Here is a 26,298-nt window from a genome sequence, read left to right as displayed (position 1 = left end):
GCCTGCCTGGTCTCCGTGTGCGGCGCGGGGGCCCGGGAGCGGCTCGACGCCTTCGAGAGCGGCGGCCACGCCGACCTGCCCGGCGCCGTGGTCTTCGGCTGCCTCCTGCACCTGGCCGGACTGCGCGAAGGGGCCCGGTTCTGGTGGCAGTTCGCCGCCGGGTCCGGGCGCAGCCGGACCACGCACGCCGCGTACTGCCTCTTCCTCGACCACTCGCGGCGCGGTGAGCACCACGACGCCCGGATCTGGGCCCGGGAGCTGGGCCGGCGCCGTTTCCGGCCGAGCGGGCGCCGGGAGCTCCGCGAGGTACGGCTGTGCGCGCAGGCGGCCGTCCTGCGCTACGTCGACCAGCTCGACGACCCCGACCTGGGCCCGGTGCCGCTGCCCAGGCCCGGGGTGTCCGGGGCGCTGGACGCCTTCCGGCCGCCGGCCGCTCCGCCGAGGCCTCCGCGGCCGCCGCGGCCGCCCCGGCTGGGGGCGGGACCGCTGCGCCACCCCGCGCTGACGGCGGCGGCCCGCGGGACCGTCGTCCAGCCCGGCGGGGGCGAGGCCCTGGCGGCGGCGCGGCGCGCCCTGGCCGTCGTACGGGTCCTGCAGCGGCGGCCGCTCGGCGTACGGTCCGGTCGGCTCGGGCGGGAGGCCGGTCTGGCCGAGGCGGAGCTCGGGCCGCTGCTGTCGATGCTCTGCGAGGAGGGGTACGCGTACCGGTCCGGCGTCGGGGTCTACGCCCCCGGCCCGGCCCTCGACCGGCTCGCGGCCCCGGGCGGCCGGGGCCTGGCGGGCCAGTTGCAGCGCACGCTGGCCCTGGCGCGGGACAGCGCGGGCGCGGCCGTGTACCTGAGCCGGTACGCGGAGGGCGAAGTCCGGATCACCCAGATGGCGGACGGGCCCGGCGCCCCGCCGGTGCGGGAGTGGGTGGACTTCCGGGACGCGGCGCACGCCAGCGCGGTGGGCAAGTGCCTGCTGAGCCAGCTCGACCACGACGGCCGCGCCGACCACGTGGCCCGGCACCGGCCCGCCCGGCTCACCGAGCGGACCATCACCGACAGCCGGGCCCTGTTCAGCGCGCTCGACGCGGTGGCCCCGGGGGCCCCCGTCTTCGACCTGCGCGAGTACGCCCCGGGCGTGGTGTGCGCGGCGGTGCCCCTCGCGCTCGGAGACGCGGCGGGCAGCCTCGCACTGTCGCTGCCCGGCGGGCACGCGCACCGGCTGGGCCGGGCCACCGAGGCGCTCCGGCTCAAGGCGGTTCCGGTGCTGCTGGCACTGCTGCTGGCGGGGGCGATCCCGCCGGACGGCGCGGACTCCCCGGAGGAGGAGGCGGGGGCAGAGGGGGCTGTCCGGACGGACGGGCCGGACGGGCCGGACGGGCCGGAACTCCAGGCGGAGCCGGAATCGCAGCCGATGCCGATGGCGATGCCGGTACCGGTCACGGCGGAGACCCTGCGCCAGCTGCGCAGCCTCTTCCGGACTCCGCTGACGCGGGCCACGACCGGGGCGGACGGGCCGCATCTGGTCAGCGACAGCTCCTCGGAGGCGGCGTACCTCTTCGACGCCCCCGACGGCGGCGGAGCTCCGGGCCTGGCGCTGCCGCGCACCTTCGCCCCGCTGGTGCCCGGCAGCCTGCGGACGGCCGACGGGCTCGACGGGCTGGTGGTGCTGCGCACCTGACCGGAACCGGCGGGAGGGAGAACGGGATCAGGGGGTGGCGGAGCCGGTCGGGCCGGGCACGAAGGTGGCCACGGCGGTGTCGAAGTGACGCTTGGCTTCGGCGAGTTCACCCACGGGGGCGGAGACCCAGATGTCGTACATCCGGCCGTTCTGGTCCCAGCAGAGGTCGTAGGTGTGCCGGGCTCCCTCGGCCGGGGTGAAACCGTTCCAGGTGAACTCCCACAGCGCGGCCGGAAGTTCGTGGTGGGTCGTGGAGACGACGGCGCCGGCGCGGTAGCCGGGGTTGGTGTCCGGGCCGTTGGCGTGGGCTTGCCTCATCACGCCGAGGGGGCCGCCGGGCACCGGCATCTTCACCCGGATTCCGATGCGGAAGGCCCCGTCCGGGGAGACGTAGAAGACCCGTTGGTCGTCGGTGGCCCGCTGGTACCCCTCGGGCACGGCGATGGCGAAGCCCTGCGGGTCGGCGAAGGTCCGGTACCCGGAGGGCGGCCCGCTCGGGGTCGCGGACGGGGTCGCGGACGGGGTCGCGGACGGGGTCGCGGAGCCGCCGGGAGCCGTCGGCGCACTCCGCGATCCGTGCCCCTGATCCTGCCCACCGAGCAGCGAGCGCAGCGGGTCGACGCCCACGGCCACCCCGGCCGCCACCAGCACGGCGACGGCGGCCGCGATCAGCCCGAGGCGCAGGCCCGGTCGGATGGCGACGCGCTGCCGGGCCGTCGGGCGCGGAGCCGCGTCCGGGGCCGTCAGCCCCTCGGACGCGGGGGCGGCCAGGGGCACGGAGGTCGGCGTCCCGTCGGCGGGTGGGGGCACACGGTCGGCGGGCGCGGGCCTGCGGTCGGCCGGCCCGGGCACGCGCTCGGCCGCCACGAGGCTGCCGTCGCCCGGCACGGGACTCCCGGCGCCCGGCACCGGAGTCCCGCCGGCCAGATACGCCGACAACAGCCGGTCCGCCTCTGCCGCCGCCATCCTCCGCTCCGGGTCGCGCTCCAGCAGGCCCCGGATGACCGGCAGGAGCGGCCCGGCCTGCGCGGGCGGGCGGATCTCCGCGGAGACGACGGCGTGCAGGACGCCGCCGAGCGAATCGCGGCGGAAGGGGGACTCCCCGGTCAGCGCGGTGCACATGAGCGTGCCGAGCGACCACAGGTCGGCGGCCGGCCCGGCCTCGGCTCCCCGCATCCGCTCGGGAGCGGTGTACTCGGGCGAGCCGACGAAGGCGCCCGTCTGACTGATGGTGGTGGCCCCGGAGAAGCGGGCGATGCCGAAGTCGGTGAGCACCACCCGGCCGGTCCCCGACTCCATGAGGACGTTGGCCGGTTTGACGTCGCGGTGCAGCACGCCCCGGCCGTGCGCGGCGGCCAGGGCGCCGAGCAGGGCGAGTGCGGTCCTGGCCGTCTCGATCGGGGTCAGGGTCTTCCCCGCGGAGATCAGGTCGGCGAGCGAACCGCCGTCGACCAGTTCCATGACGATGCAAGGGCGGCCGTCATGCTCAACGACGTCGTGAACCACGACGACATGGGGGTGCCGCACCTGCGCCACGGCACGTGCCTCGCGCAGCGCCCCCGCGGCCACACCGTCGCCGTCTCCCTCACCCGCGTGCAGTTCCTTGACGGCGACCGGGCGCCCGAGGAGTTCGTCGGTGGCCCGCCAGACGGTTCCCATCCCACCCCGGCCCAGCCGGCTTTCCAGGCGGTACCGCCCGGCCACCACGACACTGCCGCGCACCTCGTCCTGCGCCACCGCGCTCCCCCTCACCCGATCCCCGAGCCATGATGCCGTAGCCCGCTCTCCCGGCGGCCCGGGCGCCGCGCACTCTAGAATCGCGTCGGGCGGCACCGGCACAGCTCTACGGGGGGCACACGTGGAACCCACAGCCATCGGGCTCAAGTTGGCGACGGCCGTGATCGGCCCGCTCGTCAGGAAGTTCTTCGTCGCCGACGCCCCCGGGGCGGGGCTGGTCGACAAGCCGGTCCGGCTCTCCGGGTTCGTCTCGTTCAAGGGCGAGAAGCGCACCCTCACCGAGGCCGACGTACGCACCCTGGCCGCCACTCTCGTCCAGCAGGCCCTGAGCACGGGCGAACGCCGGATCCCGGCGGATGAACACGAGGCCGTCACCGACGCCCTCGCCGCGACCCTGCACGCCCTCGGCGACCTCACGATCACGGACGTCGACGCCGTCCGCCTCGGCCCGGAAGCCTTCGCCCGCGAACTGCGCCGCGCGGGCGACCACCCCGAGCGCCATCTCTCCGCGGACGCCACGCACTTCTACGAGGCCCTGCTCGGCGTCGCCGCCCTGCACATCCTGGAGTTCTTCACCCAGCGCAAGACCTTCATCGCTCACGCCCTGGTCGGCCAGACCCGGGCGGTCGACGAACTCACTTCAAAAACAGACGAGTTGATCCGCCGCACACCACTCCCCGACGCGGCGGACGCCGTGTTCGAGGCGACGTACCTGCCGTACGTGGCGAAGAAGTACTCCAAGCTCACCATCTACGGCATCGACCTGAGCAACTCGCCGACGCGCTGGCCGCTGGACGTGGCCTACCTCAGCCTGGAGGCGGCGCCCCTGGGGCGCGCGGAGATCTCCTGGGACGCCTACGAGACAGCGGACGACTTCCTCGCGGTGCAGCGGACCCTGGAACCGCAGCCCGCGGACCAAGCGCTGGCCCGCACCCCCCGCGTCCTCCTGAGGGGCGAGGCCGGTTCGGGCAAGACCACGCTCGTCCAGTGGCTGGCGGTCACCGCCGCTCAGCAGAACCGCCCGGACCGGCCCGCGTATCTCCGCGACCGAATCCCCTTCGTACTCCCCCTGCGCACGCTCACCCGCCACGGCGAACGGCTTCCGGCCCCCAAGGACTTCCTCGCCGCGATCGGCTGCCCCCTCGCCGGCTCCCAGCCCGCCGGATGGGAACACCGGGTGCTCACTGCCGGGCGGGGGCTGGTCCTCGTGGACGGCATCGACGAGATTCCGGATCCCGAGCGCGAGCGGACCCGCCGCTGGCTGCGGGATCTCATCGATACGTACGACGGCGACAACCGCTGGCTGGTCACCTCGCGCCCGTCGGCCGTCGGCCAGGACTGGCTCGCCGAGGAGGGGTTCAGCGAACTGGCTCTGTCCTCCATGGGCCCCGCCGGCACCGCCACCTTCATCAAGCGCTGGCACGCGGCCGCCCGCGGCGAGTCCGAGGAGGGGACCGAACTCGACACGTACCAGACGCAGCTCCTCACCGCCGTCCGAACGAAGGCTGACCTCGGACGCCTGGCCACCAACCCCCTGATGTGCGGGTTGATCTGCGCGCTCCACCGGGACCGGCGGGGCTATCTCCCGCACGGCCGGAAGGACTTGTACGAGGCTGCGCTGTCGATGCTGATCAGCCGCCGCGACCGCGAACGGGACATGCAGGTCCTCGACCTCAGGGAGGAGCCGCAGCTGGAGCTGCTCCAGCGCCTCGCGTACTGGCTGATCAAGAACGGCCGCACGGAGATGGACCGCTCCCAGGCCGAGGACATCATCGGCCGGGTCCTCCCCGCCGTCCCGGAGGCGGCTGCATTGGGTGACGCCGCGACCGTCTTCGAGCACTTCCTCCAGCGCAGTGGCCTGCTCCGCGAACCGGCCCCGGGAACGGTGGACTTCATCCACCGCACCTTCCAGGACTTCCTGGGCGCACGCGCGGCGGTGGAGGAGGGGGACTTCGGGCTGCTCGCCGCGCACGCGGCCGACGACCAGTGGGAGGACGTCATCCGCATGGCGGTCGCGCTGGCCCGGCCCCGCGAGCGGGTGACGCTCTTCGAGGACATGCTGAGCCTCGGCGACCGCACCGAGGACCAGCGCGTCTACCTGCTCGCCGCCGCCTGCCTGGAACACGCCACGACGCTGGACCCATCGGTCCGCGAGGCGGTGGAGGAACGCACCGCCAGGCTGATCCCGCCGGACGACGAGGATGAGGCCCGCGCACTGGCAGAAGTGGGTCCCCTGATCCTGGACCTGCTCCCCGGCCCGGGCGCCGTCGATGCACGGAGCGCGTACTACACGGTTGTCGCAGCCTCCTGGGTCGCGTCCGACGCCGCGCTGTCCTTCCTGGCCAGGTACGCCACCGAACCGGACCCCACGCTCGTGGTCCGAAGTCAGCTCGTGTGGGCTTGGTCTCGCTTCGACGCCGGCCGTTACGCGGAAGAGGTCATCGCACTGCTCGACCCTGACGGGCTGGACTACACCGTCACGTCCGATGAACAGCTGCACCACCTCGAACGACTGGGAGTGCGAGTCGACTCCCTGGACGTCCGGAGCACCGTGTCCACTCCCGCCCTGGTCTCCTTCCTCGCCCGGCGCACTCTGACGCACCTCAAGCTCAGGCATCACCCAGTCCAGGATCTGCGGTTCCTGGCCGGTCAGACGGGGCTCACCTCGTTCACGGCGGTCGACTGTCCGGCGCTCGTGGACCTCTCCCCCCTCAACGGACTCCCTCTTCGAACGCTGAACATCCAGAGCTCGACGGACATGGATCTGAGCAGCTTGGAGCAGCTACCGGATCTCCGGAGCCTCCGGATCACCGGTGGTTTCCTCCCACACTGGTCACCGACAGCCATCCACCCACCCGCACCCCTCCGGGGCCTTGCGGTCTCGGGCGAGGCAACCTCCGAACAAGGGCTCAGCGGGCTCACCCGCTTCACCGGACTCACCACACTCGACTTCGCGTCCTCCATCGCGTCGGCCGAGGATTGGCAGGTACTGTCCGGCCTCCCCGCTCTCGAGTCCCTCACCTTGGACTCGGCCTCCCTCAAGACCCTCCCCTCCCACGCGGTGCTGGCGCAGGTCACCGACCTCCACCTCTGGCACCGCAGTGATCCGCGCAGCGCACAGCAAGTGATCGATCGGCTGCCGCACGCCTTTCCCCACCTCGGCTCCTGCACGCTCTCTGTGGAAGTGGCCTTGGCAAGCGGCCTCGATGTGTCCTCCGTGGAGAGAATGCCCACCCACAGGAGGTTCCTGCTCGACACCCTCCCCTTGCAGCTTCACGAGATCAGAGCACTGACCTACGGGATCAACGACTGACCAGACCTTCGGTCAGTCCGGATCCGCCCGAGCGATCACCCTCCGGGTAAGGTGTCGAACCGTGGCTGATCGTCGAACGGCAATCATGGAAGGCGCCGCGCGGGTCATCGCCCGGCGCGGCGTCCGCGGCCTGCGCGTGGAGGAGCTCGCCGCCGAGGCGGGCGTGTCCACGGCGTTGATCTACTACCACTTCAAGGACCGCGCGGGGATCCTCCGCGCCACCCTGGAGTTCATCAACGACCGCGCCGGCCGGTACACCACGGATCGGGACCCCGCCGATCCGCCGCTCGATGCCCTGGGCGAGCTGGAGCAGACGCTCCTGCTGGAGTTCCAGGACGACCCCGCGGTACGGGAGAACAGCACGGCATGGGGAGAGCTGCGCGCCAGCGCGGTGTTCGACCCCGACCTGCGCGAAGACCTCGCCGGCGCCACCCGCGTGTGGATCCAGGAAGTGAGCGAGCTGCTCGGGCAGGTACGCCCCATGGCCGCAGCCGCCGCCCTCTCCGGTGCCGCCGAGCGGCTGACCGCCCTGGTGGAGGGGCTGAGCTCGCGCTGGCTCAGCGGCAGCCTGCCCCTGGCGCACGCCCGTGAGCTGATGGTGTCCTCCATCGCCGCCGAGCTGGACCGCCTCGCCCGCACCGCCTGAGCCGCAGCCTCGTAGGGCACCCCGGGCAGGCGCCCCGTCCCCCAGTGGGGATCACGCACGTCTCGCGTCTTGACTGAATTTTCAGTCAGTGACAGAGTTCTGGCCATGGCCGCTCTCGGCCCGCACCCCCTTGACCCGGAGGCTCCTCGATGCACGACTCCACCGACGACAGCCGCTCCCTCCTCGGGCGGTTCTTCGGCTCCGCCCCCTCCCGCAGGCGCGTCCTCGGAGCTGCCGGACTCGGAGCGGCGGGAGTCGCGCTCGGCACCGCGGCCGCCGCGACCCCGGGGGCGCTCCGGGCGCCGAGCGCGGCGGTGCAGCGCTGGCGGGTGGACCTCGACGACGTTCCCCACGCCCGCACCTGGATGTCCTGGCCCTCGCGCTCGTCCATCTGGGGCGGCCGCGCGCTGACCGGGGTCCAGGAGGACATCGCACTGATCGCGAAGACGATCGCGCGCTACGAGCCCGTCACCATGTGCGCGCCGGACGCGTACACGGCCGCCACCGCCCGCTCCTGGTGCGGCCCGGCCGTGACCGTGACCACCGCCATCGGCACCGACGACCTCTGGATGCGCGACATCGCACCGGTCTTCCGCCGTGACGGCCGCGGCGGGCTCGACGCGATCGGCCTGAACTTCAACGGCTGGGGCGACAAGCAGGCCCACTCCTACGACGCCCACGTCGCGGAGAGCATCGCCTACGAGCGCCATCTCCCCTTCAACAAGACGGACTTCGTCGGCGAGGGCGGGTCGATCGAGACCGACGGCGACGGGACCGTGATGGCCACGGAGAGCAGCCTCGTCAACAAGAACCGCAACCGGGGCTGGAGCCGGGCCGAGGTCGAGGACGCCGTCCTGCACGCGTACGGCGCCGACAAGATGATCTGGGTGCCCGGCATCAAGGGCAAGGACATCACCGACGACCACATCGACGTGACCTCGCGCTTCATCCGCCCCGGTGTGGTCATGGTCCAGGTGCCGCCGGCGGGCCGCGACGACGTCTGGGCGCGCGACGCCCGCGAGCAGTTCTCGATCCTCTCCGCGGCCACGGACGCCCGGGGCCGGCGGCTGACCGTCATCAAAGTCGACGGTCCCGACAAGGTGCGCTCGAAGAACCCCGAGTTCGTCGACTCGTACCTGAACTTCCACGTGGTCAACGGGGCGGTCATCACCGCCCAGTTCGGGGATTCCGCGAAGGACGCGGCGGCGAAGCGGGCCCTGGCGGCCGCCTTCCCCGGCCGCACCGTGGTCCAGCTCGACGTCGACCGGCTGATGGCCGGGGGCGGCGGCATCCACTGCTCCACGATGGCCGAACCGCGCCCGTAGACCGCCAGTGCCGGACCGCCAGTACCGGCACCAGTACCGGCACGAGAACCGGCACGAGAACCGGCACCAGTACCGGCACGAGTACCGGCACCGGCAGTACACCGGGGCGGCCCAGCCCCGCCCTTCACAGATGAGGCCGTATGCGACTGACACCGACCGAGCGGGACCGGCTGCTGATCTTCACGGCGGCGGAACTGGCCCGCGCCCGCCGCGCGCGCGGCGTGAAGCTCAACGTCCCCGAGGCAACCGCGCTGATCACCGACACGGTGTGCGAGGCGGCCCGGGACGGCCGCCGGCTGGCCGAGGCGATCGCGGCGGGCCGCCACGTCCTCAGTGCCGAAGAGGTGCTGCCCGGGGTCCCCGACGTGGTCACCTCGATCCAGGTCGAGGCCGTCTTCGACGACGGTACGAGGCTCTGCGTCATCGACGACCCCTTCCGGCAGGAGGGTTCGCTCGGGGCCGACGCCCCGGGCGCCGGCCTGCCCGGGGACGGCGAGGGCTACGGGCCCACCACGCCGACGGTGCGGGTCGCCGTACGGAACACGTCGAGCGTGCCCATCAGCGTCACCTCGCACTTCCACTTCTTCGAGTCGAACCCGCGCCTCGCCTTCGACCGCGCCGCCGCCTACGGCACCCGGCTCGCCGTTCCGGCGGGCTCCTCGGTCCGCTTCGACGTCGGGGCCACCGTCGTGGTGGAGCTGCTGCCCATCGGCGGGGCGCGCGTCGCCATCGGTTTCGCCGGTCTCGTCGACGGCCCGCTGGACGCGCCCGGCGCGCGCGAGGCCGCCCTGGCCAAGGCCCGGGACACGGGCTACCTCACCGCGTACGAGGAACAGGCGCCGGAAACCGAGCAGGACCACGACCACCAGCAGGAACAGGAGCAGGCATGAGCGGCAGCGTCTTCGACTCCGCGGGCTGCCACAGCCGCCCGGGCGCCGCCCCGGCGGACAGCATCGACCCGCACGACTACATGGCCGTCCACGGCCCCCGGGCGGGCGACCGGGTCCGGCTCGGCGACTCCGGGCTCATCGTCCGGGTGGAGTCCGACTCCCAGAAGCCCGGGGACGAGTTCCTGGCCGGCTTCGGCAAGACCGCCCGCGACGGACTGCACCTGAAGGCCGCCGCCGTCCGCGACACCTGCGACATCGTCATCAGCAACGCCCTGGTCATCGACGCCGTCCTCGGCATCCGCAAGACCAGCATCGGCATCCGCGAGGGGCGGATCCACGCCATAGGCCGGGCCGGCAACCCCGACACCCTCGAGGGGGTCGACGTCGTGGTCGGCACGGGGACGACCATCGTCTCCGGGGAAGGCATGATCGTCACGGCCGGCGCCATCGACACCCACGTTCACCTGCTCTCCCCACGGATCATGGAGGCTTCCCTGGCGTCCGGGGTCACCACGATCATCGGGCAGGAGTTCGGCCCGGTCTGGGCGGTCGGGGTCAACTCCCCGTGGGCGCTGAAGCACGCCTTCAACGCCTTCGACGCCTGGCCCGTCAACATCGGCTTCCTGGCCCGCGGTTCCTCCTCGGACCCGGCCCCGCTCATCGAGGCCCTCGCCGAAGGCGGCGCCTCCGGCTTCAAGGTCCACGAGGACATGGGCGCGCACACCCGCGCCCTGGACACCGCCCTGCGGGTCGCCGAGGAGCACGACGTACAAGTCGCCCTGCACACGGACGGGTTGAACGAGTGCCTGTCCGTCGAGGACACCCTGCGGGTGCTCGACGGCCGGACCATCCACGCCTTCCACATCGAAGGCTGCGGCGGCGGACACGTCCCCAACGTCCTGAAGATGGCCGGCGTGGAGAACGTCATCGGCTCCTCGACGAACCCCACCCTGCCCTTCGGCCGGGACGCGCTGGGCGAACACTTCGGCATGATCGTCTCGGCTCACGACCTCAAGGTCGACCTGCCCGGCGACGCCGCCATGGCCCGCGACCGGATCCGCGCCGGCACGATGGGCGCCGAGGACCTCCTGCACGACCTCGGGGTCATCGGCATCACCTCCTCCGACGCCCAGGGCATGGGCCGCGCGGGCGAGACCGTACGCCGCACCTTCGCCATGGCCGGGAAGATGAAGGCCGAGCTCGGCCCGCTGGACGGCGAGGGCTCCTACGGCACGGCGGAGAGCGGCGACGACAACGAGCGCGTGCTGCGCTACATGGCGAAGCTGACCATCAACCCGGCCATCGCCCACGGCCTCGCGCACGAGGTCGGCTCCATCGAGGTCGGCAAGCTCGCGGACCTGGTGATGTGGTGGCCGGAGTACTTCGGCGCCAAGCCCCAGCTGGTCCTGAAGGGCGGCTTCCCGGCGTACGGGGTCACCGGTGACCCCAACGCGTCGACCGACCGCTGCGAACCGCTGGTCCTGGGACCGCAGTTCGGCGCGTACGGGGCCACCGCGGCCGACATCTCCGTGGCGTTCGTCGCCGAAGCGGCCGTCCAGAACGGCGACATGATGCCCACCCGGCGCCGCCGCGTCGCGGTCCGCGGAACCCGGGGCATCGGGCCGAAGCACATGCTCCGCAACAGCCGTACCGGCAGCGTCGACGTCCATCCCGGCACGGGCCTGGTGTCCCTCGACGGGGAGCCGCTGGTCTCCGAGCCGGCCGACTCCATCTCGCTGGGCCGGCTCTACTTCCTCTGAGCCCGGCCCCTCGGACTCCCTCTGTGCCCGGCCCCCGGATTCCCTCTGCGCCCGGCCACCGGAGGCCCTCTAGGCCTCGTCCCCCGGGGCGTGCGGGCGGAAGTCCAGCATGCAGAACACCTTGTCGTAGCGGCGTTCGCCGACGGCGACGAAGCCGGGCAGCCGCCCGTACTCGGTGAAGCCCAGCGAGGCGTAGAGCCCGAGGGCCCGGGTGTTGTCGCCCCGCGCATCCAGCGTGAGGACCTCGATCCCGGCCCTGCGGGCGTCCTCGACGAGGGCGGCGCTCAGCGCCCGGCCGAGCCCGAGTCCGTGGGCCCCGGCGGCGACCGCGACCTTCTCCAGGTCCGCGTGCGGCCGGTGGGTCGGGCGGGCGTAGCGCTGCCAGTACCCGAGCCCGACGAGCCGGTCTCCGAGGTAGGCGCCGCGCAGGGCCGCGTCGCCGGTCCGTACGGCGTCCACGGCGCCGTCGAGCAGCTGCGCCACCTCGTGTGGCGCGGGCGGTTCGACCCAGCCCAGCGCGGCTCCCCCGGCCACCAGCTCGGCCAGGATCCGGTGCGCCGACGCGGCGAACCGGGCCGCCCGTTCCGGGTCGGACACCAGCTCCACGGCGTCTACGATCACCGCCCCTGCGGTCATACGGCCAGTTCCCCGTCGATCGCGTCGGCCATGAGCCGGCGTGCGTGATCCAGGGGCAGCGAGCCGCTCAGCCACCGGACGCTGAGGCCTTCGAGGAGGGCCGTCAGGCGTTCGGCGGCGGCCGCGTGCTCGGGGGCCGTGCCGGTGGGGCGGGCCTGGGCGAGCAGGTAGGAGATCTCGTGGACCCAGCTGTGCGTGGCCTTGGCCACGTCCTCGCGCAGGTCGGGATCGAATACGGCGCTGGCCCTCAGCTCACCCCAGGCGGTGCTGTTCTCCCTTACCTCCGGGGTTTCCTGGAGTTCGAGGAGCAGGGTCCGCTTCAGCTCGTCGCGGGGGTTCTCCGGATCGTCCGAGCCGTCCTCGCGTTCGGCCGTGTAGCGATCGGCGCGGTCGCTGATGAACTCCAGCGTGCGGCGCAGGATGCCGGCGCGGTCGGTGAAGTGGTAGTAGATCAGCGAGGTGGACACGCCCGCTTCGGCTGCTAGCTCCCCCACGCGGAGCCCGCGCACGCCGCGTCGCGCGATCACTCGCGTGGCGGCTCTGAGTATTTCCGTTCGACGGTCTGACACGAAGGGTCACTCTACCCGTCGACTCCGTCACCTGGGGCTTTTCCTGACCGTAACATCAGGCACCCGTTTCCGGCGGTAAAGCCGTGATCATGCCGATTCAGGGCCCCCTCCACAGCGCGTCCGATACGCGGTGTGACCAATTCCGCATCATCTTGGCCAGAACCATTGACTGAATTTTCAGTTCGGTGGAGGATGCGGACACCCCTGAGAACACTGACTGAATTTTCAAACAGGAGTGGATCATGACGACTTTCCGCATGCCGGCCGAGTGGACGGACCACGAGGGCTGCCTGATGGCGTGGCCGACCCGGCAGGAGCTGTGGGGCGACGTCTTCGACGAGGTCAAGACCGAGTACGCCCAGGTCGCAGCCGCGATCGCCGCCTTCGAGCCGGTCACCATGGTCGCGCTGCCCGGCAGCGGCGACGAGGCCCGCAGCCTGTGCGGTGAGGGCGTCGAGGTGATCGAGCTCCCGCTGGACGACTCCTGGTTCCGGGATTCCGGGCCGATCTTCGTGCTCGGTCAGGACGGCCGGCGGGCGGGCGTGGACTTCCGCTTCAACGCCTGGGGCGGCAAGCACTTCCCTTACGACACCGACGACAAGATCGCCGCGGCCCTGCTGGCGCACCTGGGCGTGGACCGCGTCGACTCCCGGATGATCCTCGAAGGCGGCGCGATCACGGTCGACGGCGAGGGCACGCTGATCACCACCGAGCAGTGCCTGCTGCACCCGAACCGCAACCCGGACATGACCAAGGAGGAGATCGAGGCCGAGCTGATCGCCCGCCTCGGTGTCACCAAGGTGATCTGGCTCCCCTACGGCGGTCTGCTGGACACCGAGACCGACGGGCACGTGGACGGCGTCTGCGCCTTCGTCGCCCCCGCCACCGTCGTCGTCCAGCTCCCGAGCGACCCGGCCCACCCCGACTACGAGCGCATGCGCGTCAACCGCGCCGTCCTGGAGGGGTCCACCGACGCCGCCGGCCGCCCCTTCACGATCATCGACCTGCCGCAGAGCAACCTCGTCGAGGTCGACGGCAAGGAGACCGAGGTCGGCTACCTCAACTTCTACATCGCCAACGGCGGGGTCGTCGTCCCGGTCGCCGGCACCTCCGAGGACGAGGGCGCGCTCGCCGTCATCGCGTCCGCGCTGCCCGGCCGCAAGGTCGTCGGAGTCCGCTCGCGCGTGATCGCGTACGGCGGTGGCGGCGTGCACTGCATCACCCAGCAGATCCCCGCGGCCCAGATCGTCGCGGCCCAGATCCCCGCGGCCGGCCGCACCGCCTGACCGGCTCGCCCCCTTCGCCGTGCCCGGGCCGGCGGCCCACACCCGAGCCTCCCCTCCTCGACCCGCTCGCCGCCCGCCCGTACCTCCCCGCCCCGCATGGAAGAGAGAGCACCGATGCCCAGATCCCTTCCCTGGTCCAGAGCCGCCAGGTCCTCCGCCAGCGCCTCCACCGGTAGCGCCCCCGCCGGCGCCCCCTCCGGCGCCCCCGCCACCGCTCGCGCCTCCGCCTCCCGCCGGTACGCGCTGCCCGTCGCCGCACTGGCCGCCCTCAGCCTGGTCACCGCCTGTTCCGGCCCGCCCAAGGGCGTGGGGAAGGACACGGCCTTCAAGCTGTCCGCCGGCACCCCCGCCGCCGCGGGTGAGCTCGACTCGTTCACCTGGGCCGTGTACGCGGAACCGCCGACGCTGGACTACATCTCGGCCTTCGACTACCCGGCGAACACGATCCTGTCGAACGTCTGCGAAAGCCTGATGCGGTGGACCCCGCAGCTCACGACGGCTCCGGGGCTGGCCGAGAAGGCCACCAACCCCAATGACCTGACCTGGGTCTACGACCTGCGCGCGGGCGTGCACTTCCACGACGGCGGCGTGATGACCGCCGACGACGTGGTCTACAGCCTGGGCCGTCAGATGGACCCGGAGAACGGGGCCGCCTGGAACAGCAACTTCTCCAACGTCGAGGCGATCACCAAGACCGGACCGCTCCAGGTGACGGTCAAGCTGAAGCAGCCCGACTCGCAGTTCCCCCAGTACATGGCGACCGCCGCGGGCGTCGTGGCCTCCAAGGCCGGGGTGGAGAAGGCGGGCGAGGACTACGGCACCACCGGCAGCCTGGACTGCACCGGCCCCTTCAAGCTGGGCACCTGGAACAAGGGCCAGTCGATCGAGCTGAAGCGCTTCGACGGCTACTGGGGCGCCAAGGCCAAGTCCGCGAAGGCCGTCTTCACCTTCCTCACCGACCCCAACGCCCGTACGAACGCCCTGCTGAGCGGCGAGGCCGACGGCGGCTACCTGATCCCGACCGAGAGCTACGACCGGCTGCGCGCGAGCGGCGCCGGCACGCTCTACTTCGGCGAGGGCCTCAGCACCGTCAACGTCAACGTGACGAGCATGAAGGGCGCGCTCGGCGACGTCCGCGTCCGCCGGGCCCTGTCCCTGGCCCTGGACCGCCGCGGCTTCGTCAAGGCGGGGCTGGGCGGCGCGGGCACCGTCACCAGCTCGCTCACCACCAAGGCGGTCTGGGCCGGCGCCCCCGCCGCCATCCGCGCGTCCGCCTTCGACAACCTGCCCTCCCCCGAGCAGAACCTCGATGCGGCCAAGCGGATGGTCGAGGAGGCCGGCGCCACCGGCAAGACGCTGACCATGGCCACCAGTTCGATCGGCCAGGACGTCTCGGTGCTGGCCACCGCGGTCCAGGACGCCGGCACCAGGATCGGCCTGAAGATCGAGCTGAAGACCATCGCCCCCAACGCGTTCACCTCGCTGTTCACCGACCCCGCGGCGCGCGAGGGCATCGACATGTTCCCGGAGACGTACTACGACTCCATCACCGACCCGATGGACATGCTGAGCAACTTCCAGACCGGGGCCTACCAGAACTACGCCGGCTACAGCGACGAGTCCTACGACGCGCTGACCGACAAGGCCCGGTCCGCGTACGACCCGGCCAAGCGCTTCTCGGCGGCCGCCGAACTCCAGAAGAAGGCCTCCGACCAGGTGCTGTGGATCCCGGTCGCCGAATGGCCGACCGCGGTCTTCCTGAACAAGCGGATCACCGGCGCCCCCACCACCATCTCCTACCTCTATTCCCCGTGGGCCGCCGGCGTCGGGGCGGCCGCGCGATGAGTTTCCTGCGCTTCGCCGTACGGCGGCTGGCCGAAATGGCCGCCACCCTGCTCGGCGCCTCCTTCGTGATCTTCGGCGCGCTGTACCTGGCTCCGGGCAATCCGGCGAGCTTCCTCCTGGGCGGCCGCTCGGCCTCCCCGGAGGCACTGCAGGCGATCAACGAGCACTACCACCTGGACGACCCCTTCGCCGTGCGGTACCTGAACTGGCTCGGCCAGGTGGTCCAGGGCGACTTCGGCCGCTCGATCACGTACCGCACGGACGTGTCGCGGCTGCTCGCGGACCGGCTGCCCGACACCCTGATGCTGATCTCGATGGCGCTCGTACTGGTCCTCGTGTTCGGGCTGCTCCTGGGCTGGATCGGCGCCGTCCGCGGCGGGGCCGCCGACTCCGCGATCCTGGTGACGACCACCGTCGCCATCGGCACCCCGTCGTTCGTCGCAGCGGTCCTGTTGCAGGGCCTGTTCGCCGTGAAGCTGGGCTGGTTCCCCACGGGCGGGGCCGGCGACGAGTTCGGGGGGATGCTCTGGCACCTGACCCTGCCCGCCGTCGCCCTGGCGCTCTACCTGATCGGCATGCTCGCCCGGGTCACCCGGGCCGCGATGCTCGAAGTCCTCGGCCAGGAGCACGTCACGGTCGCCCGCAGCCGGGGCGTCTCCGCGAGCCAGGTCGTCCGGCGGCACGTCTTTCGCAACGCACTGGGCACCGTGCTCACCACCGGCGGGCTCATCGTCTCCACCCTGCTGGTCTGCACCGTCCTGGTGGAGACCGCCTTCAGCGTGGGCGGCATCGGCCAGCTCCTCGAACTCTCCACCACCACCAAGGACTTCCCCACCGTGCAGGCCATCTCCCTCATCATGGTCGCGCTGTTCATGACGGTGAACCTCGTCGTCGACCTGCTCCATCCGCTGGTCGACCCCCGGGTCACCCTCGGCCCCGCGAAGAAGGCCTCGTGAGCTCCGTCCTGGTGCGCCGGCCGGGCCTCGCCCGGCTCCGGACCTCCCGCGCCCCCCTCTCCCTGTTCTGTACGGGCTTCGTCGCCCTCGTCGTCCTCGTCGCCGTGTTCGCCCCCTGGATCGCGCCCTACGATCCCAACTCCGTCGACCTGGCGGGCGCCCTCGCGGGCCCCTCCGCCGATCACCTCCTCGGCGTCGACGCCTCCGGGCGCGACACCTTCTCCCGGCTGGTCCTGGGCGCCCGTACCTCGCTCCTCGGCCCGCTCGGCGTGGTCGCCTTCTCCACCGTGGCCGGCGTGGCGATCGGCACCGCCGCCGCCTGGCGGGGCGGCTGGCTGGACTCGGTGCTCTCCCGCAGCACCGAGCTGGTCTTCGCCTTCCCCGGCATGCTGCTGGCCATCCTGATCGTCTCGGTCTACGGCGAGGGCCTGCTCGCCCCCGTCATCGCCCTGGCCATCGCCTACCTGCCCTACGTCAGCCGGCTGACCCGCTCCCTCGTGCTCGCCGAGCGCGCCCGGCCCTACGTGGAGGCGTACCGCGTGCAAGGACACTCGGGGGCGCAGATCTGCCTGCGCCACGTAGTGCCCGCCGTCATGCCCGTCGTCCTCGCGCAGTCCGCGATCAACTTCGGCTACGCCCTGATCGACCTGGCCGGCCTCGCCTTCCTCGGGCTGGGCGTACCGGCCCTGACCCCCGACTGGGGCCGCATGGTCTTCGACGGCAACGCCGCCATCCAGGCGGGCTACCCGCTCTCCGCGATCGTGCCGTGCGCGGCCATCGTGCTGACCGTGGTCGCCTTCAACGTCGTCGGCGAGGCCTGGGCCGACAAGGTAGCCAGGAGGGCCCGATGAGCACGCTGAACACCCTTGAGATCGAGGGACTGCGGCTGCACCTGCCGGGCGCCGTCCGGCCCGTCCTCGACGGCGTCGGGCTCACCGTCGGCCCCCGGGAGACCGTGGCGCTGGTCGGCGAGTCCGGCTCGGGCAAGAGCCTGACCTCGCGCAGCGTGCTGCGGCTGCTCCCCGAAGGGGCCCGCACGGAGGGCGAGGTGCGGGTGGCCGGGGACGACGTACTGACCATGACGCCCGGCCAGTTGCGGGTGCTGCGCACCAGCACGGCGGCCATGATCTTCCAGGACCCCCGGGCGGCGGTCAATCCGATGCGCCGCGTCGGCGACTTCCTCACCGAGAGCCTGCGGCTGAACGCCAAGGCGACCAAGGCGGTCGCCGAGGACCGGGCGGTGGCGATGCTGGAGGCCGTCGGCCTCACGGCGGACGCGCTGCGCAAGTACCCCGGGCAGCTGTCCGGCGGCATGCTGCAACGGGTCGTGATCGCGTCCGCGCTGATGGGCGATCCCGCCCTGATCCTCGCCGACGAACCCACCACGGCACTGGACGTCACCACGCAGGCCGAGGTGATCGGCCTCCTCGGTGATCTGCGCGAACGCTTCGGAACGGGGCTGCTGTTCGTCACCCACGACCTCGGCCTCGCCGCCGCGATCAGCGACCGGGTGTACGTGATGTACGCGGGCCGGATCGTGGAGACGGGCCCGGCCGGCGAGCTGTTCGCCCGGCCCCGGCACCCGTACACGGCCGCCCTGCTGAACTCCACCCCGCGCCTGGACGCGCCCCGCGGGCGGCTCTCGGCGATCGAGGGCCGGCCGCCGAGCCTGCGGGAGGAGCTGACCGGATGCCCCTTCGCGGCGCGCTGCGTGCTCGCGACCGACGTGTGCACGCGCGAGGCACCGGCCCTGCTCCCCGTCGTCGGGGAGCCGGCCCGGCTCGCCTCCTGCCACCACGGCGAGCTGATCGCCGAGCGGGAGCAGGAACGGGCACGGGCACGGGAGCAGGAGCAGGAGCAGGAACCGGCGGGGACGCAGCGGAAGGAACTCCACCCATGACAACCGCCACTGGCACGAGCGCCGACACCCCAACGGGTGCGCCCGGCACGACGAAGACCGTCCTGGAAGTCCTTGGCCTGCACCGGACCTACGGGAGCGTCCGGGCCGTGGACGACGTTTCGTTCCGGCTGGCCGAGGGCGGCTCCCTGGGCATCGTCGGCGAGTCCGGCTCCGGCAAGACGACCACGGCCCGCATCGTGGTGGGTCTGGAGCACGCGGACGAGGGCCGGGTGCTGATCCACGGCCGCGACCGGGGCGAGCACGCGCGCGGCAAGGCGCGCCGCCTCGCACGGGCCCGTGAGGTCCAGATGGTCTTCCAGGACCCCTTCTTGTCCCTGGACCCGCGCACCACCGTGGGCGCGGCCCTGCGGGAGACCCTCGCCCTGCACTTCCCCGGCACGGACCACGCGCACCGGATCACCGAACTGCTCGAGCAGGTCGGCCTCGGCTCCCGCGAGGCGGACGCGCTGCCCCGGCAGTTGTCGGGAGGACAGCGCCAGCGCGTCGCGATCGCCCGCGCGCTGGCGGTCGAGCCTGCCGTCCTCGTCCTCGACGAGGCGGTGGCCGCCCTGGACGTCTCGGTGCAGGCGCAGATCCTGAACCTGCTCTTCGACATCCGCGAACAGACCGGCATCGGCTACCTGTTCATCACCCACGACCTCGGCGTCGTGCGCTGCGTGACCGATGACGTGATCGTCATGCGGAGCGGCCGGATCGTCGAGTCGGGCCCGACGCAGCAGGTGCTCGCCGACCCCCAACACCCCTATACGCGCCTGCTCCTGGAGTCCGTTCCCCGCCCGGGGTGGGATCCCCGGAGCATCGCCGCCGCGCGCCGCGCGCTGTAGGGGGGCCGTGGGAGCGGCGGCTCCCACGGCCCGGCGGTTCATCACACATCCGCGTAGGACGAAACGGAGATCAGAGATGAACGAGCACGTCGCACGGAGACTCGACAGACGAGGGTTCCTGACGGCAGCGGGCGCCACCGCGGCCGGCGCCGCGCTGGCGGCCGTCGGCTGGCAGGCCTTCGCGGCCGTCCGTCCCTCGGCGGCGAACGCCGCCGCGGGCTTCGCCGTACCGATCGACACCGTCCGCCACACCCGGACGTGGATGGCGTGGCCCGACAGCTCCGCCATCTGGGGCCGCCGGCTCGCTGGCGTGCAGGCGAACATCGCGCTCATCGCGAGGACCATCGCGAAGTACGAGCCGGTGGTCATGTGCGCCAACTCCGCGAGCGTGTCGACGGCGAAGAGCGCCTGCGGTTCGGCGGTCACGGTCATCGGCTCGATCCCGGTGGACGACTGCTGGATGCGCGACAGCGGCCCGGTGTTCCGTACCAACGGGGCGGGCGCTCTGGACGCCGTCGGCCTGAACTTCAACGGCTGGGGCAACCAGCAGACGCACGCCAGGGACTCCCTGGTCGCCGGCCGGGTCGCCGCCTACGCCGGAGTGCCGTTCAGCACCGCGGGGTTCACCGGCGAGGGCGGCGCGGTGGAGGCGGACGGCGCCGGCACGCTCATGGCCACCCGCAGCTCCCTCATCAACCCGGACCGCAACCCCAACAAGACCCAGGCCCAGCTGGAGGCCGCCCTGTGCGCCGCCTTCGGCGCCTCGAAGGTCATCTGGTTCAAGGGCGTCCTCGGCCGGGACATCACCGACGACCACGTCGACGCCACGTCCCGGTTCCTCGCGGAGGGGGAGGGGATGGTGCAGATGCCGCTCGCGAGCGACACCGACGCCTGGTCGAACGACGCGCGCCAGCAGTACCAGATCCTTTCCACCAGCACGAACGCCCTGGGCCACCCGATCGCGGTCACCAAGCTCCAGGGCCCCGACTACAACAGGATCCGCTCCACCAGCCCCGACTTCGTCGCCTCCTACGTCAACTACTACGTGTGCAACGGCGCCGTCATCTCCTCGCAGTTCGGCCACTCCACCGCGGACGCCGCGGCCAAGCTCACCCTCCAGCGGGCCTTCCCGGGCCGGGTCGTCGAGCAGCTCAACACCGACAGCCTCGGCGCGGGCGGCGGCGGCATCCACTGCGTGACCCAGCAGCAGCCGGTCGCGTAACCGCTCCCCCCATGCGTCCGGCCCCCCGCTGTCCGCGGGGGGCCGGATCGTCCTACGGGTCTGCGACCCCTCGGCCCTCGGCCCTACGGGGCGACGTCGTCCCAGGCCATCGCGCTCATCCGCCAGCCCCCGGGCGTCCGGACGTACTGGGTGGTCTTGTGGCCGGAGCCCTCGAACCACACTCCGTCGAGGTATCCGGACTTGCGGTACTCGCTGAACCGGTGCGCGACCGAACCGAAGACCTCGGTCCGCTCGGCGACCTCCCATTCGCGGAACTCCGTCAGCGTCCCGTCGGTGAGGATCTTCTCCCGGGGCTCGATGAAGCCGTCGAGGTCGTAGATCACGGGCTCGGCCCCGACGTTCTTGATGATCATTCCCTGGGGGATGAACACCTCGCGGATGGCGCCCAGATCCGGCCGCCCGCCTCCGGCATTGGTGAACGCCCCGAGGAAGATGCTCATCAACCGGTCCAGCTCGGCCTTGACTTCGGACACGCGTACCCTCCCGAGGGCGAAGATTCCCGGCCGATCTTCGCTTACCCCCCGGCACCAGGGCAATGGCCCGGGCGGGCGTGCCGCGGGCGGGTGCCGCTCCCCTGTCTGCGTGGCTGGTGCACTCGATCCTCGACGAGGCCTTCGTCTGCAGGTCACCCGTTCCAGTGGAACCTTCCGCCTCCGACCCAACGGACCTCGCCCGGGTCGTCCAGGTCGTGGATCGTGATGCCGGCTGCCGCGGCGGTCAGGACCACGTCCGTCATGGACGTGGCGGTACTGGCCACCTGGCCGTCGATCTCCACGATGCGGAACGGCGGGTCCCCGGGATACACCCTGAGCACGGTGACCCGGGCCGAGGAAAGGTAGGGGAGCGCGCCTTCGGTCATGCGAACGTCGCCTCCATTCCACAGCCGGGCCGACGCTTGCAACGGTCTCATGCCACCCATACCCGAATGCCCGGGCGGAAAACCCGCGGGCCGCAACACCGGACGGACCCCGCTGAGTGCCGGACGACGCTGCCCGGTCCGGTGGACCGTGCGAGGCTGAGGCCATGAGGCTGAAAACATGAGCGCGGGGTCCGTCACCCGACTGGTGCTGCTGCGCCATGCCAAGTCCGCCTGGCCTGACGTCGCGGACCACGAGCGGCCGCTCGGCCCGCGGGGTCTGCGGGACGCGCCCGCGGCGGGCCGCTGGCTGCGCGACGCCGGCTGCGTCCCCGCGCTGGTCATCTGTTCCACCGCCCGGCGGGCCCGCGAGACCTGGGCACTGGCAGCCGGACAGCTCGGCGCCACGGTCCCCGTGCGCTTCGACGAGCGGGTGTACGCCGCCGAGCCGGAGGACCTGCTGGAGGTGGTGTCCGAGGTGCCGGAGGAGGTCAGAACGCTCCTGCTCGTCGGCCACAACCCGGGCCTGGAGGATCTGGCCCTCAGCCTCGCCCGGAAGGCCGCGGACGCCACGGAGGCCGGAGCGATCCACCGCCTGTCGGAGAAGTTCCCGACGTCCGCGATCGCGGTGCTCGCCTGCCCCGGTCCCTGGCAGGAGCTCGCGCCGGGCTCGGCCCGGCTCACCGACTTCGCCGTCCCCCGGGGTACCGCCCGCTGAACTCGAACGCCGCGCTCATCAGCCGGCCCCACAGGGGTGCCGACCTCTCCCGTGCGCTTGAGTTTCTGCCAGCACAGGTCCCCGGCCGCCGAACTGAGCGAGCTGCCGGCCCTCGCCGGGCAGTCTCCCCGCGTGGCCCGACACCGCGGACGGCTTCGAAGCCGCCCCGCCCCCAACACCCCACCTGACCAGCCCGAACACATCTGGCCCCCTGCGAACCGCAGGGGGCCAGATCACGTGCACGTACAACAACAGAGCCGGCCAAAGCGACGTTGCGTCACTTTGACCGGCTCCATTTGGTCGGTTGACCTCTGTGTCCGAGGGGGGACTTGAACCCCCACGCCCGATAAAGGGCACTAGCACCTCAAGCTAGCGCGTCTGCCATTCCGCCACCCGGACTAGGTGGTCGGCCCCGGTTTCCCGCGGCGACATGGACAACAATAGCAAAGGTTCGGCGGGGTTCCGACCAGGTATTTCGCCCGGCCCGAGTCCGACGCGCCGCGCTGACCTGCGGGCATGTCCGGGCCGGACACGCCGACCCTGCCGAGACGTCGCGTCTCGCGCCTTGGGGCCCAGGGCGGGCGTCGTGCCGTTCCGTCCTCCGGCGCGTCGCTCGCCGATCCATCAGCCCGCCGGGCGGGATCGGCGTACCTCTCAGGTCAGGACGCACGGCGGAGCGCCGCGGGCTCCCGGATGCTGATACCCGTTGGACAGTGGCGTTGCGAGGCGATCGGATGGGCGCCGCACGTTCGAGTCCAGGGGGAATCACGTATGGAATCCGAGCATCGCGTCAGCACGCTGGAGCTCTTCTTCGACCTCGTCTTCGTCTTCACCATCACCCAGCTGACGGTGCTGCTCGCGGACGACCTCACCCTCCGCGGCGCCGGGCGGGTACTGCTGATCTTCACCGTGCTGTTCTGGATGTACGGCGGCTACGCGTACCTGACCAATCAGGTGCCGCCCGACCGGCCCGTGCGCCGCTTGCTGATCCTGCTTGCCATGGGGGCGTTCCTGGTGTGCGCCCTGGCCGTGCCGACGGCCTTCGGGGACGGCGGGGTCGCCTTCGGGCTCGGCTACCTGGTCGTCGTGATCACGCACAGCGCGCTGTACAGCCAGGCCCACGGGCGCGGGGTGCTGTGGTTCGCCCTGCCGAACGCGCTGTCCGCCCTGTCGGTGACGGCCGCCGGGCTCTTCGACGGGGCGGCGGCCCTGGGCCTGTGGGCGCTGGCGCTGCTGTTCCAGTTCGTCACACCCGCCATCTCGCGGCGGGCAGCGGCCTCCGGGCCCGAAGCGGCCGCGGGGACGACGGTGGAGGACCAGCTCGGCGGGATCGGCGCCGCGCACTTCGTGGAACGGCACGGACTTCTGCTGATCATCGTCTTCGGCGAGTCGATCATCGCGGTCGGCATCGGTGTGGGCTCGCTGCCGCTGACCTTCGGGATCGTCGTCGGCGCGTTCCTGACGCTGGCCGTCGGGGCCGCGCTGTGGTGGATGTACTTCGTACGCGACGAGGGGCGCGCCGAGCACGTCTTCGCGGGCTGCCCGCCGGACCGGCGTTTCAAGCTGGCGCTGCGCGCGTACTACTACTGCTTCATCCCGATGCTGCTGGGCATCGCCGCCTTCTCGGCGGGCGTGAAGAAGAGCATCGGGCACCTGGGCGAGCAGCTGCCGGCCGGGCCGGCCCTCGCGCTCGCGGGCGGGGTCGCCTGCTATCTGGCCGGGGACGTCGCCTTCCGGCTGGTGCTGGGGATCCGGCCGGTACGGTTCCGCGCGCTCGCGGTGGTGCCCGTACTGGCGACCGCCGCGGCGGGCATGCGGATCAGCGCGGCCTGGGAGCTGACCGCGCTGGTCCTGGTGCTCGTGGCCGCGCTGGCGGCGGAGGCCCGCGGCGCCGTCCCCGTCGTGGGCCCGACCGCGGCCGGGCCCACGGCCGAGCCCGCGACGGGGACCGCCGCGGGCGCGGGACCGGGTGTTACGGGCAGCTGATGACCTGGCCGGCGTAGGAGAGGTTGCCGCCGAAGCCGAAGAGGAGGACGGGCGCCCCGGAGGGGATCTCGCCGCGCTCAACCAGCTTGGACAGGGCCATCGGGATGGAGGCGGCCGAGGTGTTGCCGGAGTCGACCACATCGCGGGCGACGACGGCGTTGACGGCGCCGATCTTCGCGGCGAGCGGCTCGATGATCCGCAGGTTCGCCTGGTGGAGGACGACCGCGGCCAGGTCCTCGGGGGTGATCCCGGCCTTCTCGCAGACCTTGCGGGCGAGCGGGGGGAGCTGGCTGGTGGTCCAGCGGTAGACGGACTGGCCCTCCTGGGCGAAGACCGGCGGCGAGCCCTCGATGCGGACCGCGTTTCCCATCGAGGGGACCGAGCCCCACAGGACCGGGCCGATGCCGGGCTCCTCGCAGGCCTCGACCACGGCCGCGCCGGCGCCGTCGCCGGTCAGGACACAGGTGGTGCGGTCGCTCCAGTCGGTGATCTCGGTCATCTTGTCGGCCCCGATGACCAGCGCCCGGGTGGCGGCGCCGGCCCGGATCGCGTGGTCGGCGGTGGCCAGGGCGTGGGTGAAGCCCGAGCAGACGACGTTGATGTCCATCACGGCGGGGCTGGAACCCATCCCGAGCTTGGCCGCGACGCGGGCGGCCATGTTGGGGGAACGGTCGATCGCGGTGGAGGTGGCGACGAGGACGAGGTCGATGTCGTCCGGGGTCAGACCGGCGCTCGCGAGGGCCTTGCCCGCGGCCTGGTAGGCCAGCTCGTCGACCGGCTCGTCGGGGCCGGCCACGTGCCGGGTCTTGATCCCGACGCGGGACCGGATCCACTCGTCGTTGGTGTCCACCATGGCGGCGAGGTCCTCGTTGGTGAGCACCTTCGAGGGTTGGTAGTGCCCTAGCGCCACCACGCGTGAACCGGTCATGGGCGGGGTCCCCCCTTGTAAGGCAGTCAGGATTTACCAGCTTTGCCTGCTACTGATGGGTACAGGGGCGCGTGACCCGACAGGATTCAGTGCCCGGACTTTGGAGCTTCCCGAGGGTCCTCCAGCCGGGGAAGGTGCCCGGAGCCGATCCTGGAGAATGGGTGTTCCAGGCGTACGGCAAGAACAGAACGGGTGGGCTGATCACATGGGACGGGTCACCGAACGCCGTCGCGTCGTCCGGATCCGGGGCGGCGTGGCGGGGGCCCGGGCGGACACGCTGGTGGCCGAAGAGCCGCTGGAGATACGGCTGAACGGCAAGCCGCTGGCCATCACGATGCGCACCCCGGGTGACGATTTCGCGCTGGCCGTGGGCTTCCTGGCCAGCGAGGGAGTGCTCGCCTCGGCCTCGGACGTCCGGGCCGTGACCTACTGCGAGGGCGCCGCCGAGGATGGAACGAACACCTACAACGTGGTGAACGTGCAGCTCGCCGCCGGAGTTCCGGTGCCGGACATCACGCTGGAGCGGAACGTCTACACCACCTCCTCCTGCGGCCTGTGCGGGAAGGCCAGCCTGGACGCGGTGCGCACCGCGACCCGGTTCCCGGGGCTCGCGGACGATCCCGTACGGGTGGGCGCGCGGGTCCTCGGGGAGCTGCCGGATCTGCTGCGCGCGGAGCAGAAGGTCTTCGAGCGCACGGGCGCCCTGCACGGCGCCGGGCTGTTCTCGGCGGGGGGCGAGCTGATCGACGTACGGGAGGACGTGGGGCGGCACAACGCGGTGGACAAGATCGTCGGCCGGGCGCTGCAAGCCGGGCGGCTGCCGCTGGCGGGTTCGGTGCTGCTGGTGTCGGGGCGGGCTTCCTTCGAGCTGGCGCAGAAGGCCGTGATGGCGGGCATCCCCGTGCTGGCGGCCGTGTCCGCTCCGTCCTCGCTCGCGGTGGACCTGGCGCTGGAGTCGGGGCTGACGCTGGTCGGGTTCCTGCGGGGCGGGGACATGAACATCTACGCGGGCGAGGAACGGATCGACCTGACGGCGTGAGCCGCGGCCCGGCGGGGCGCCGACGGGGCGGGGAGGGCGCCGAGGGGGTGGCGGGGGCCGTCGCGCGACCCCCGCCCCTGCCCCGCACGGGCTACTTGTCGGCCAGGTGCCCCGCGCCGGTGTGCTCGGTGCCCACCGGGGCCTTGATGATC

The 26,298-nt window shown here is 72.2% G+C and carries 21 protein-coding genes, 1 tRNA gene and 1 pseudogene; 16 read left to right on the top strand and 7 right to left on the bottom strand.

Annotated elements, in window-relative coordinates:
• Positions 1-552: 552 nt before the first annotated feature.
• Positions 553-1,272 (top strand): annotated as a pseudogene (locus AC3IYI_RS33080) (IclR family transcriptional regulator domain-containing protein); the annotation flags it as partial.
• A gap of 423 nt (positions 1,273-1,695) precedes the next feature.
• Here the strand turns inward: AC3IYI_RS33080 and AC3IYI_RS33075 are convergent.
• Positions 1,696-3,327: a serine/threonine-protein kinase gene (locus tag AC3IYI_RS33075; RefSeq protein WP_489411762.1), complete on the bottom strand. Its 1,632-nt coding sequence runs from the start codon at positions 3,325-3,327 to the stop codon at positions 1,696-1,698.
• A gap of 199 nt (positions 3,328-3,526) precedes the next feature.
• On the opposite strand from AC3IYI_RS33075, the gene AC3IYI_RS33070 reads away from it, so the two are divergent.
• The 5 genes from AC3IYI_RS33070 to AC3IYI_RS33050 all read left to right on the top strand — a co-directional run bounded on the left by AC3IYI_RS33070 (position 3,527) and on the right by AC3IYI_RS33050 (position 11,339).
• On the top strand, positions 3,527-6,718 hold the full coding sequence (locus tag AC3IYI_RS33070) for an NACHT domain-containing protein (protein ID WP_489407122.1): 3,192 nt from the start codon (positions 3,527-3,529) through the stop codon (positions 6,716-6,718).
• A gap of 61 nt (positions 6,719-6,779) precedes the next feature.
• Complete coding sequence (locus tag AC3IYI_RS33065) at positions 6,780-7,364, top strand: TetR/AcrR family transcriptional regulator (RefSeq protein ID WP_489407121.1); 585 nt, start codon at positions 6,780-6,782, stop codon at positions 7,362-7,364.
• A gap of 149 nt (positions 7,365-7,513) precedes the next feature.
• Entirely contained in the window at positions 7,514-8,689 is a 1,176-nt protein-coding gene (locus tag AC3IYI_RS33060; RefSeq protein ID WP_489407120.1) for an agmatine deiminase family protein, read from the top strand.
• 140 nt (positions 8,690-8,829) lie between these two features.
• Positions 8,830-9,579: an urease subunit gamma gene (locus AC3IYI_RS33055; protein ID WP_489407119.1), complete on the top strand. Its 750-nt coding sequence runs from the start codon at positions 8,830-8,832 to the stop codon at positions 9,577-9,579.
• Between the two features lie 80 nt (positions 9,580-9,659).
• Entirely contained in the window at positions 9,660-11,339 is a 1,680-nt protein-coding gene (locus AC3IYI_RS33050; RefSeq protein ID WP_489411761.1) for an urease subunit alpha, read from the top strand.
• Between the two features lie 69 nt (positions 11,340-11,408).
• Here the strand turns inward: AC3IYI_RS33050 and AC3IYI_RS33045 are convergent, their stop codons facing one another.
• Positions 11,409-11,975, bottom strand: coding sequence for a GNAT family N-acetyltransferase (locus tag AC3IYI_RS33045; protein ID WP_489407118.1), 567 nt, complete (start codon positions 11,973-11,975; stop codon positions 11,409-11,411).
• A complete protein-coding gene (locus tag AC3IYI_RS33040; protein ID WP_489407117.1) occupies positions 11,972-12,544 on the bottom strand; it encodes a TetR/AcrR family transcriptional regulator in 573 nt (190 codons plus the stop codon). The genes AC3IYI_RS33045 and AC3IYI_RS33040 overlap by 4 nt, the downstream gene beginning before the upstream one ends.
• 242 nt (positions 12,545-12,786) lie before the next feature.
• On the opposite strand from AC3IYI_RS33040, the gene AC3IYI_RS33035 reads away from it, so the two are divergent.
• From AC3IYI_RS33035 to AC3IYI_RS33005, 7 genes are all read left to right on the top strand, one after another.
• Positions 12,787-13,830, top strand: coding sequence for an agmatine deiminase family protein (locus AC3IYI_RS33035; RefSeq protein ID WP_489407116.1), 1,044 nt, complete (start codon positions 12,787-12,789; stop codon positions 13,828-13,830).
• 114 nt (positions 13,831-13,944) lie between these two features.
• Positions 13,945-15,675: an ABC transporter substrate-binding protein gene (locus tag AC3IYI_RS33030; protein ID WP_489407115.1), complete on the top strand. Its 1,731-nt coding sequence runs from the start codon at positions 13,945-13,947 to the stop codon at positions 15,673-15,675.
• Positions 15,672-16,631 (top strand): ABC transporter permease, encoded by a 960-nt coding sequence (locus AC3IYI_RS33025; RefSeq protein ID WP_489407114.1) that lies wholly within the window; start codon positions 15,672-15,674, stop codon positions 16,629-16,631. The genes AC3IYI_RS33030 and AC3IYI_RS33025 overlap by 4 nt, the downstream gene beginning before the upstream one ends.
• Positions 16,628-17,482, top strand: coding sequence for an ABC transporter permease (locus AC3IYI_RS33020; protein WP_489407113.1), 855 nt, complete (start codon positions 16,628-16,630; stop codon positions 17,480-17,482). The genes AC3IYI_RS33025 and AC3IYI_RS33020 overlap by 4 nt, the downstream gene beginning before the upstream one ends.
• A complete protein-coding gene (locus AC3IYI_RS33015; protein WP_489407112.1) occupies positions 17,479-18,531 on the top strand; it encodes an ABC transporter ATP-binding protein in 1,053 nt (350 codons plus the stop codon). Before AC3IYI_RS33020 ends, AC3IYI_RS33015 begins: the two co-directional genes overlap by 4 nt.
• Entirely contained in the window at positions 18,528-19,376 is an 849-nt protein-coding gene (locus AC3IYI_RS33010) for an ABC transporter ATP-binding protein (protein ID WP_489407111.1), read from the top strand. The genes AC3IYI_RS33015 and AC3IYI_RS33010 overlap by 4 nt, the downstream gene beginning before the upstream one ends.
• Before the next feature lie 76 nt (positions 19,377-19,452).
• Entirely contained in the window at positions 19,453-20,598 is a 1,146-nt protein-coding gene (locus tag AC3IYI_RS33005; protein WP_489407110.1) for an agmatine deiminase family protein, read from the top strand.
• A gap of 83 nt (positions 20,599-20,681) precedes the next feature.
• Here the strand turns inward: AC3IYI_RS33005 and AC3IYI_RS33000 are convergent, their stop codons facing one another.
• Both AC3IYI_RS33000 and AC3IYI_RS32995 read right to left on the bottom strand, forming a co-directional pair.
• Entirely contained in the window at positions 20,682-21,092 is a 411-nt protein-coding gene (locus AC3IYI_RS33000; protein ID WP_489407109.1) for a DUF4440 domain-containing protein, read from the bottom strand.
• Between the two features lie 152 nt (positions 21,093-21,244).
• A complete protein-coding gene (locus tag AC3IYI_RS32995; RefSeq protein WP_489407108.1) occupies positions 21,245-21,478 on the bottom strand; it encodes a hypothetical protein in 234 nt (77 codons plus the stop codon).
• Between the two features lie 178 nt (positions 21,479-21,656).
• Here AC3IYI_RS32995 and AC3IYI_RS32990 point away from each other — a divergent pair, with 178 nt between their 5' ends.
• On the top strand, positions 21,657-22,193 hold the full coding sequence (locus AC3IYI_RS32990; RefSeq protein ID WP_489407107.1) for a SixA phosphatase family protein: 537 nt from the start codon (positions 21,657-21,659) through the stop codon (positions 22,191-22,193).
• A gap of 314 nt (positions 22,194-22,507) precedes the next feature.
• On the opposite strand, the gene AC3IYI_RS32985 is transcribed toward AC3IYI_RS32990, so the two are convergent.
• Positions 22,508-22,592, bottom strand: a tRNA-Leu gene (locus tag AC3IYI_RS32985).
• A gap of 372 nt (positions 22,593-22,964) precedes the next feature.
• On the opposite strand from AC3IYI_RS32985, the gene AC3IYI_RS32980 reads away from it, so the two are divergent.
• Positions 22,965-24,179 carry a low temperature requirement protein A gene (locus tag AC3IYI_RS32980; RefSeq protein WP_489407106.1) on the top strand — a complete coding sequence of 405 codons (1,215 nt, stop codon included), beginning with the start codon at positions 22,965-22,967 and terminating at the stop codon, positions 24,177-24,179.
• Here the strand turns inward: AC3IYI_RS32980 and AC3IYI_RS32975 are convergent.
• Positions 24,166-25,107: a beta-ketoacyl-ACP synthase III gene (locus AC3IYI_RS32975; protein ID WP_489407105.1), complete on the bottom strand. Its 942-nt coding sequence runs from the start codon at positions 25,105-25,107 to the stop codon at positions 24,166-24,168. The genes AC3IYI_RS32980 and AC3IYI_RS32975 overlap by 14 nt on opposite strands.
• 205 nt (positions 25,108-25,312) lie before the next feature.
• Here AC3IYI_RS32975 and fdhD point away from each other — a divergent pair, with 205 nt between their 5' ends.
• Complete coding sequence (gene fdhD / locus AC3IYI_RS32970) at positions 25,313-26,146, top strand: formate dehydrogenase accessory sulfurtransferase FdhD (RefSeq protein ID WP_385376626.1); 834 nt, start codon at positions 25,313-25,315, stop codon at positions 26,144-26,146.
• The last annotated feature ends 152 nt before the right edge of the window (positions 26,147-26,298 follow it).

The sequence above is a fragment of the Streptomyces sp. GL_148 genome (assembly GCF_057834205.1).
The sequence above is the reverse complement of the archived record's forward strand: the minus strand, read 5'-3'. Positions and strand labels throughout refer to the sequence as shown.

Coding starts and splice junctions, on each gene's coding strand:
- AC3IYI_RS33045 (WP_489407118.1), bottom strand. CDS start 11,975: ATGACCGCAGGGGCGGTGATCGTAGACGCCGTGGAGCTGGTGTCCGAC.
- AC3IYI_RS33005 (WP_489407110.1), top strand. CDS start 19,453: ATGAACGAGCACGTCGCACGGAGACTCGACAGACGAGGGTTCCTGACG.
- AC3IYI_RS33035 (WP_489407116.1), top strand. CDS start 12,787: ATGACGACTTTCCGCATGCCGGCCGAGTGGACGGACCACGAGGGCTGC.
- AC3IYI_RS33025 (WP_489407114.1), top strand. CDS start 15,672: ATGAGTTTCCTGCGCTTCGCCGTACGGCGGCTGGCCGAAATGGCCGCC.
- AC3IYI_RS33055 (WP_489407119.1), top strand. CDS start 8,830: ATGCGACTGACACCGACCGAGCGGGACCGGCTGCTGATCTTCACGGCG.
- AC3IYI_RS33030 (WP_489407115.1), top strand. CDS start 13,945: ATGCCCAGATCCCTTCCCTGGTCCAGAGCCGCCAGGTCCTCCGCCAGC.
- AC3IYI_RS32975 (WP_489407105.1), bottom strand. CDS start 25,107: ATGACCGGTTCACGCGTGGTGGCGCTAGGGCACTACCAACCCTCGAAG.
- AC3IYI_RS33050 (WP_489411761.1), top strand. CDS start 9,660: ATGGCCGTCCACGGCCCCCGGGCGGGCGACCGGGTCCGGCTCGGCGAC.
- AC3IYI_RS32995 (WP_489407108.1), bottom strand. CDS start 21,478: ATGACCGAAGGCGCGCTCCCCTACCTTTCCTCGGCCCGGGTCACCGTG.
- AC3IYI_RS32980 (WP_489407106.1), top strand. CDS start 22,965: ATGGAATCCGAGCATCGCGTCAGCACGCTGGAGCTCTTCTTCGACCTC.
- AC3IYI_RS33075 (WP_489411762.1), bottom strand. CDS start 3,327: ATGGGAACCGTCTGGCGGGCCACCGACGAACTCCTCGGGCGCCCGGTC.
- AC3IYI_RS33060 (WP_489407120.1), top strand. CDS start 7,514: ATGCACGACTCCACCGACGACAGCCGCTCCCTCCTCGGGCGGTTCTTC.
- AC3IYI_RS33010 (WP_489407111.1), top strand. CDS start 18,528: ATGACAACCGCCACTGGCACGAGCGCCGACACCCCAACGGGTGCGCCC.
- fdhD (WP_385376626.1), top strand. CDS start 25,313: ATGGGACGGGTCACCGAACGCCGTCGCGTCGTCCGGATCCGGGGCGGC.
- AC3IYI_RS32990 (WP_489407107.1), top strand. CDS start 21,657: ATGAGCGCGGGGTCCGTCACCCGACTGGTGCTGCTGCGCCATGCCAAG.
- AC3IYI_RS33015 (WP_489407112.1), top strand. CDS start 17,479: ATGAGCACGCTGAACACCCTTGAGATCGAGGGACTGCGGCTGCACCTG.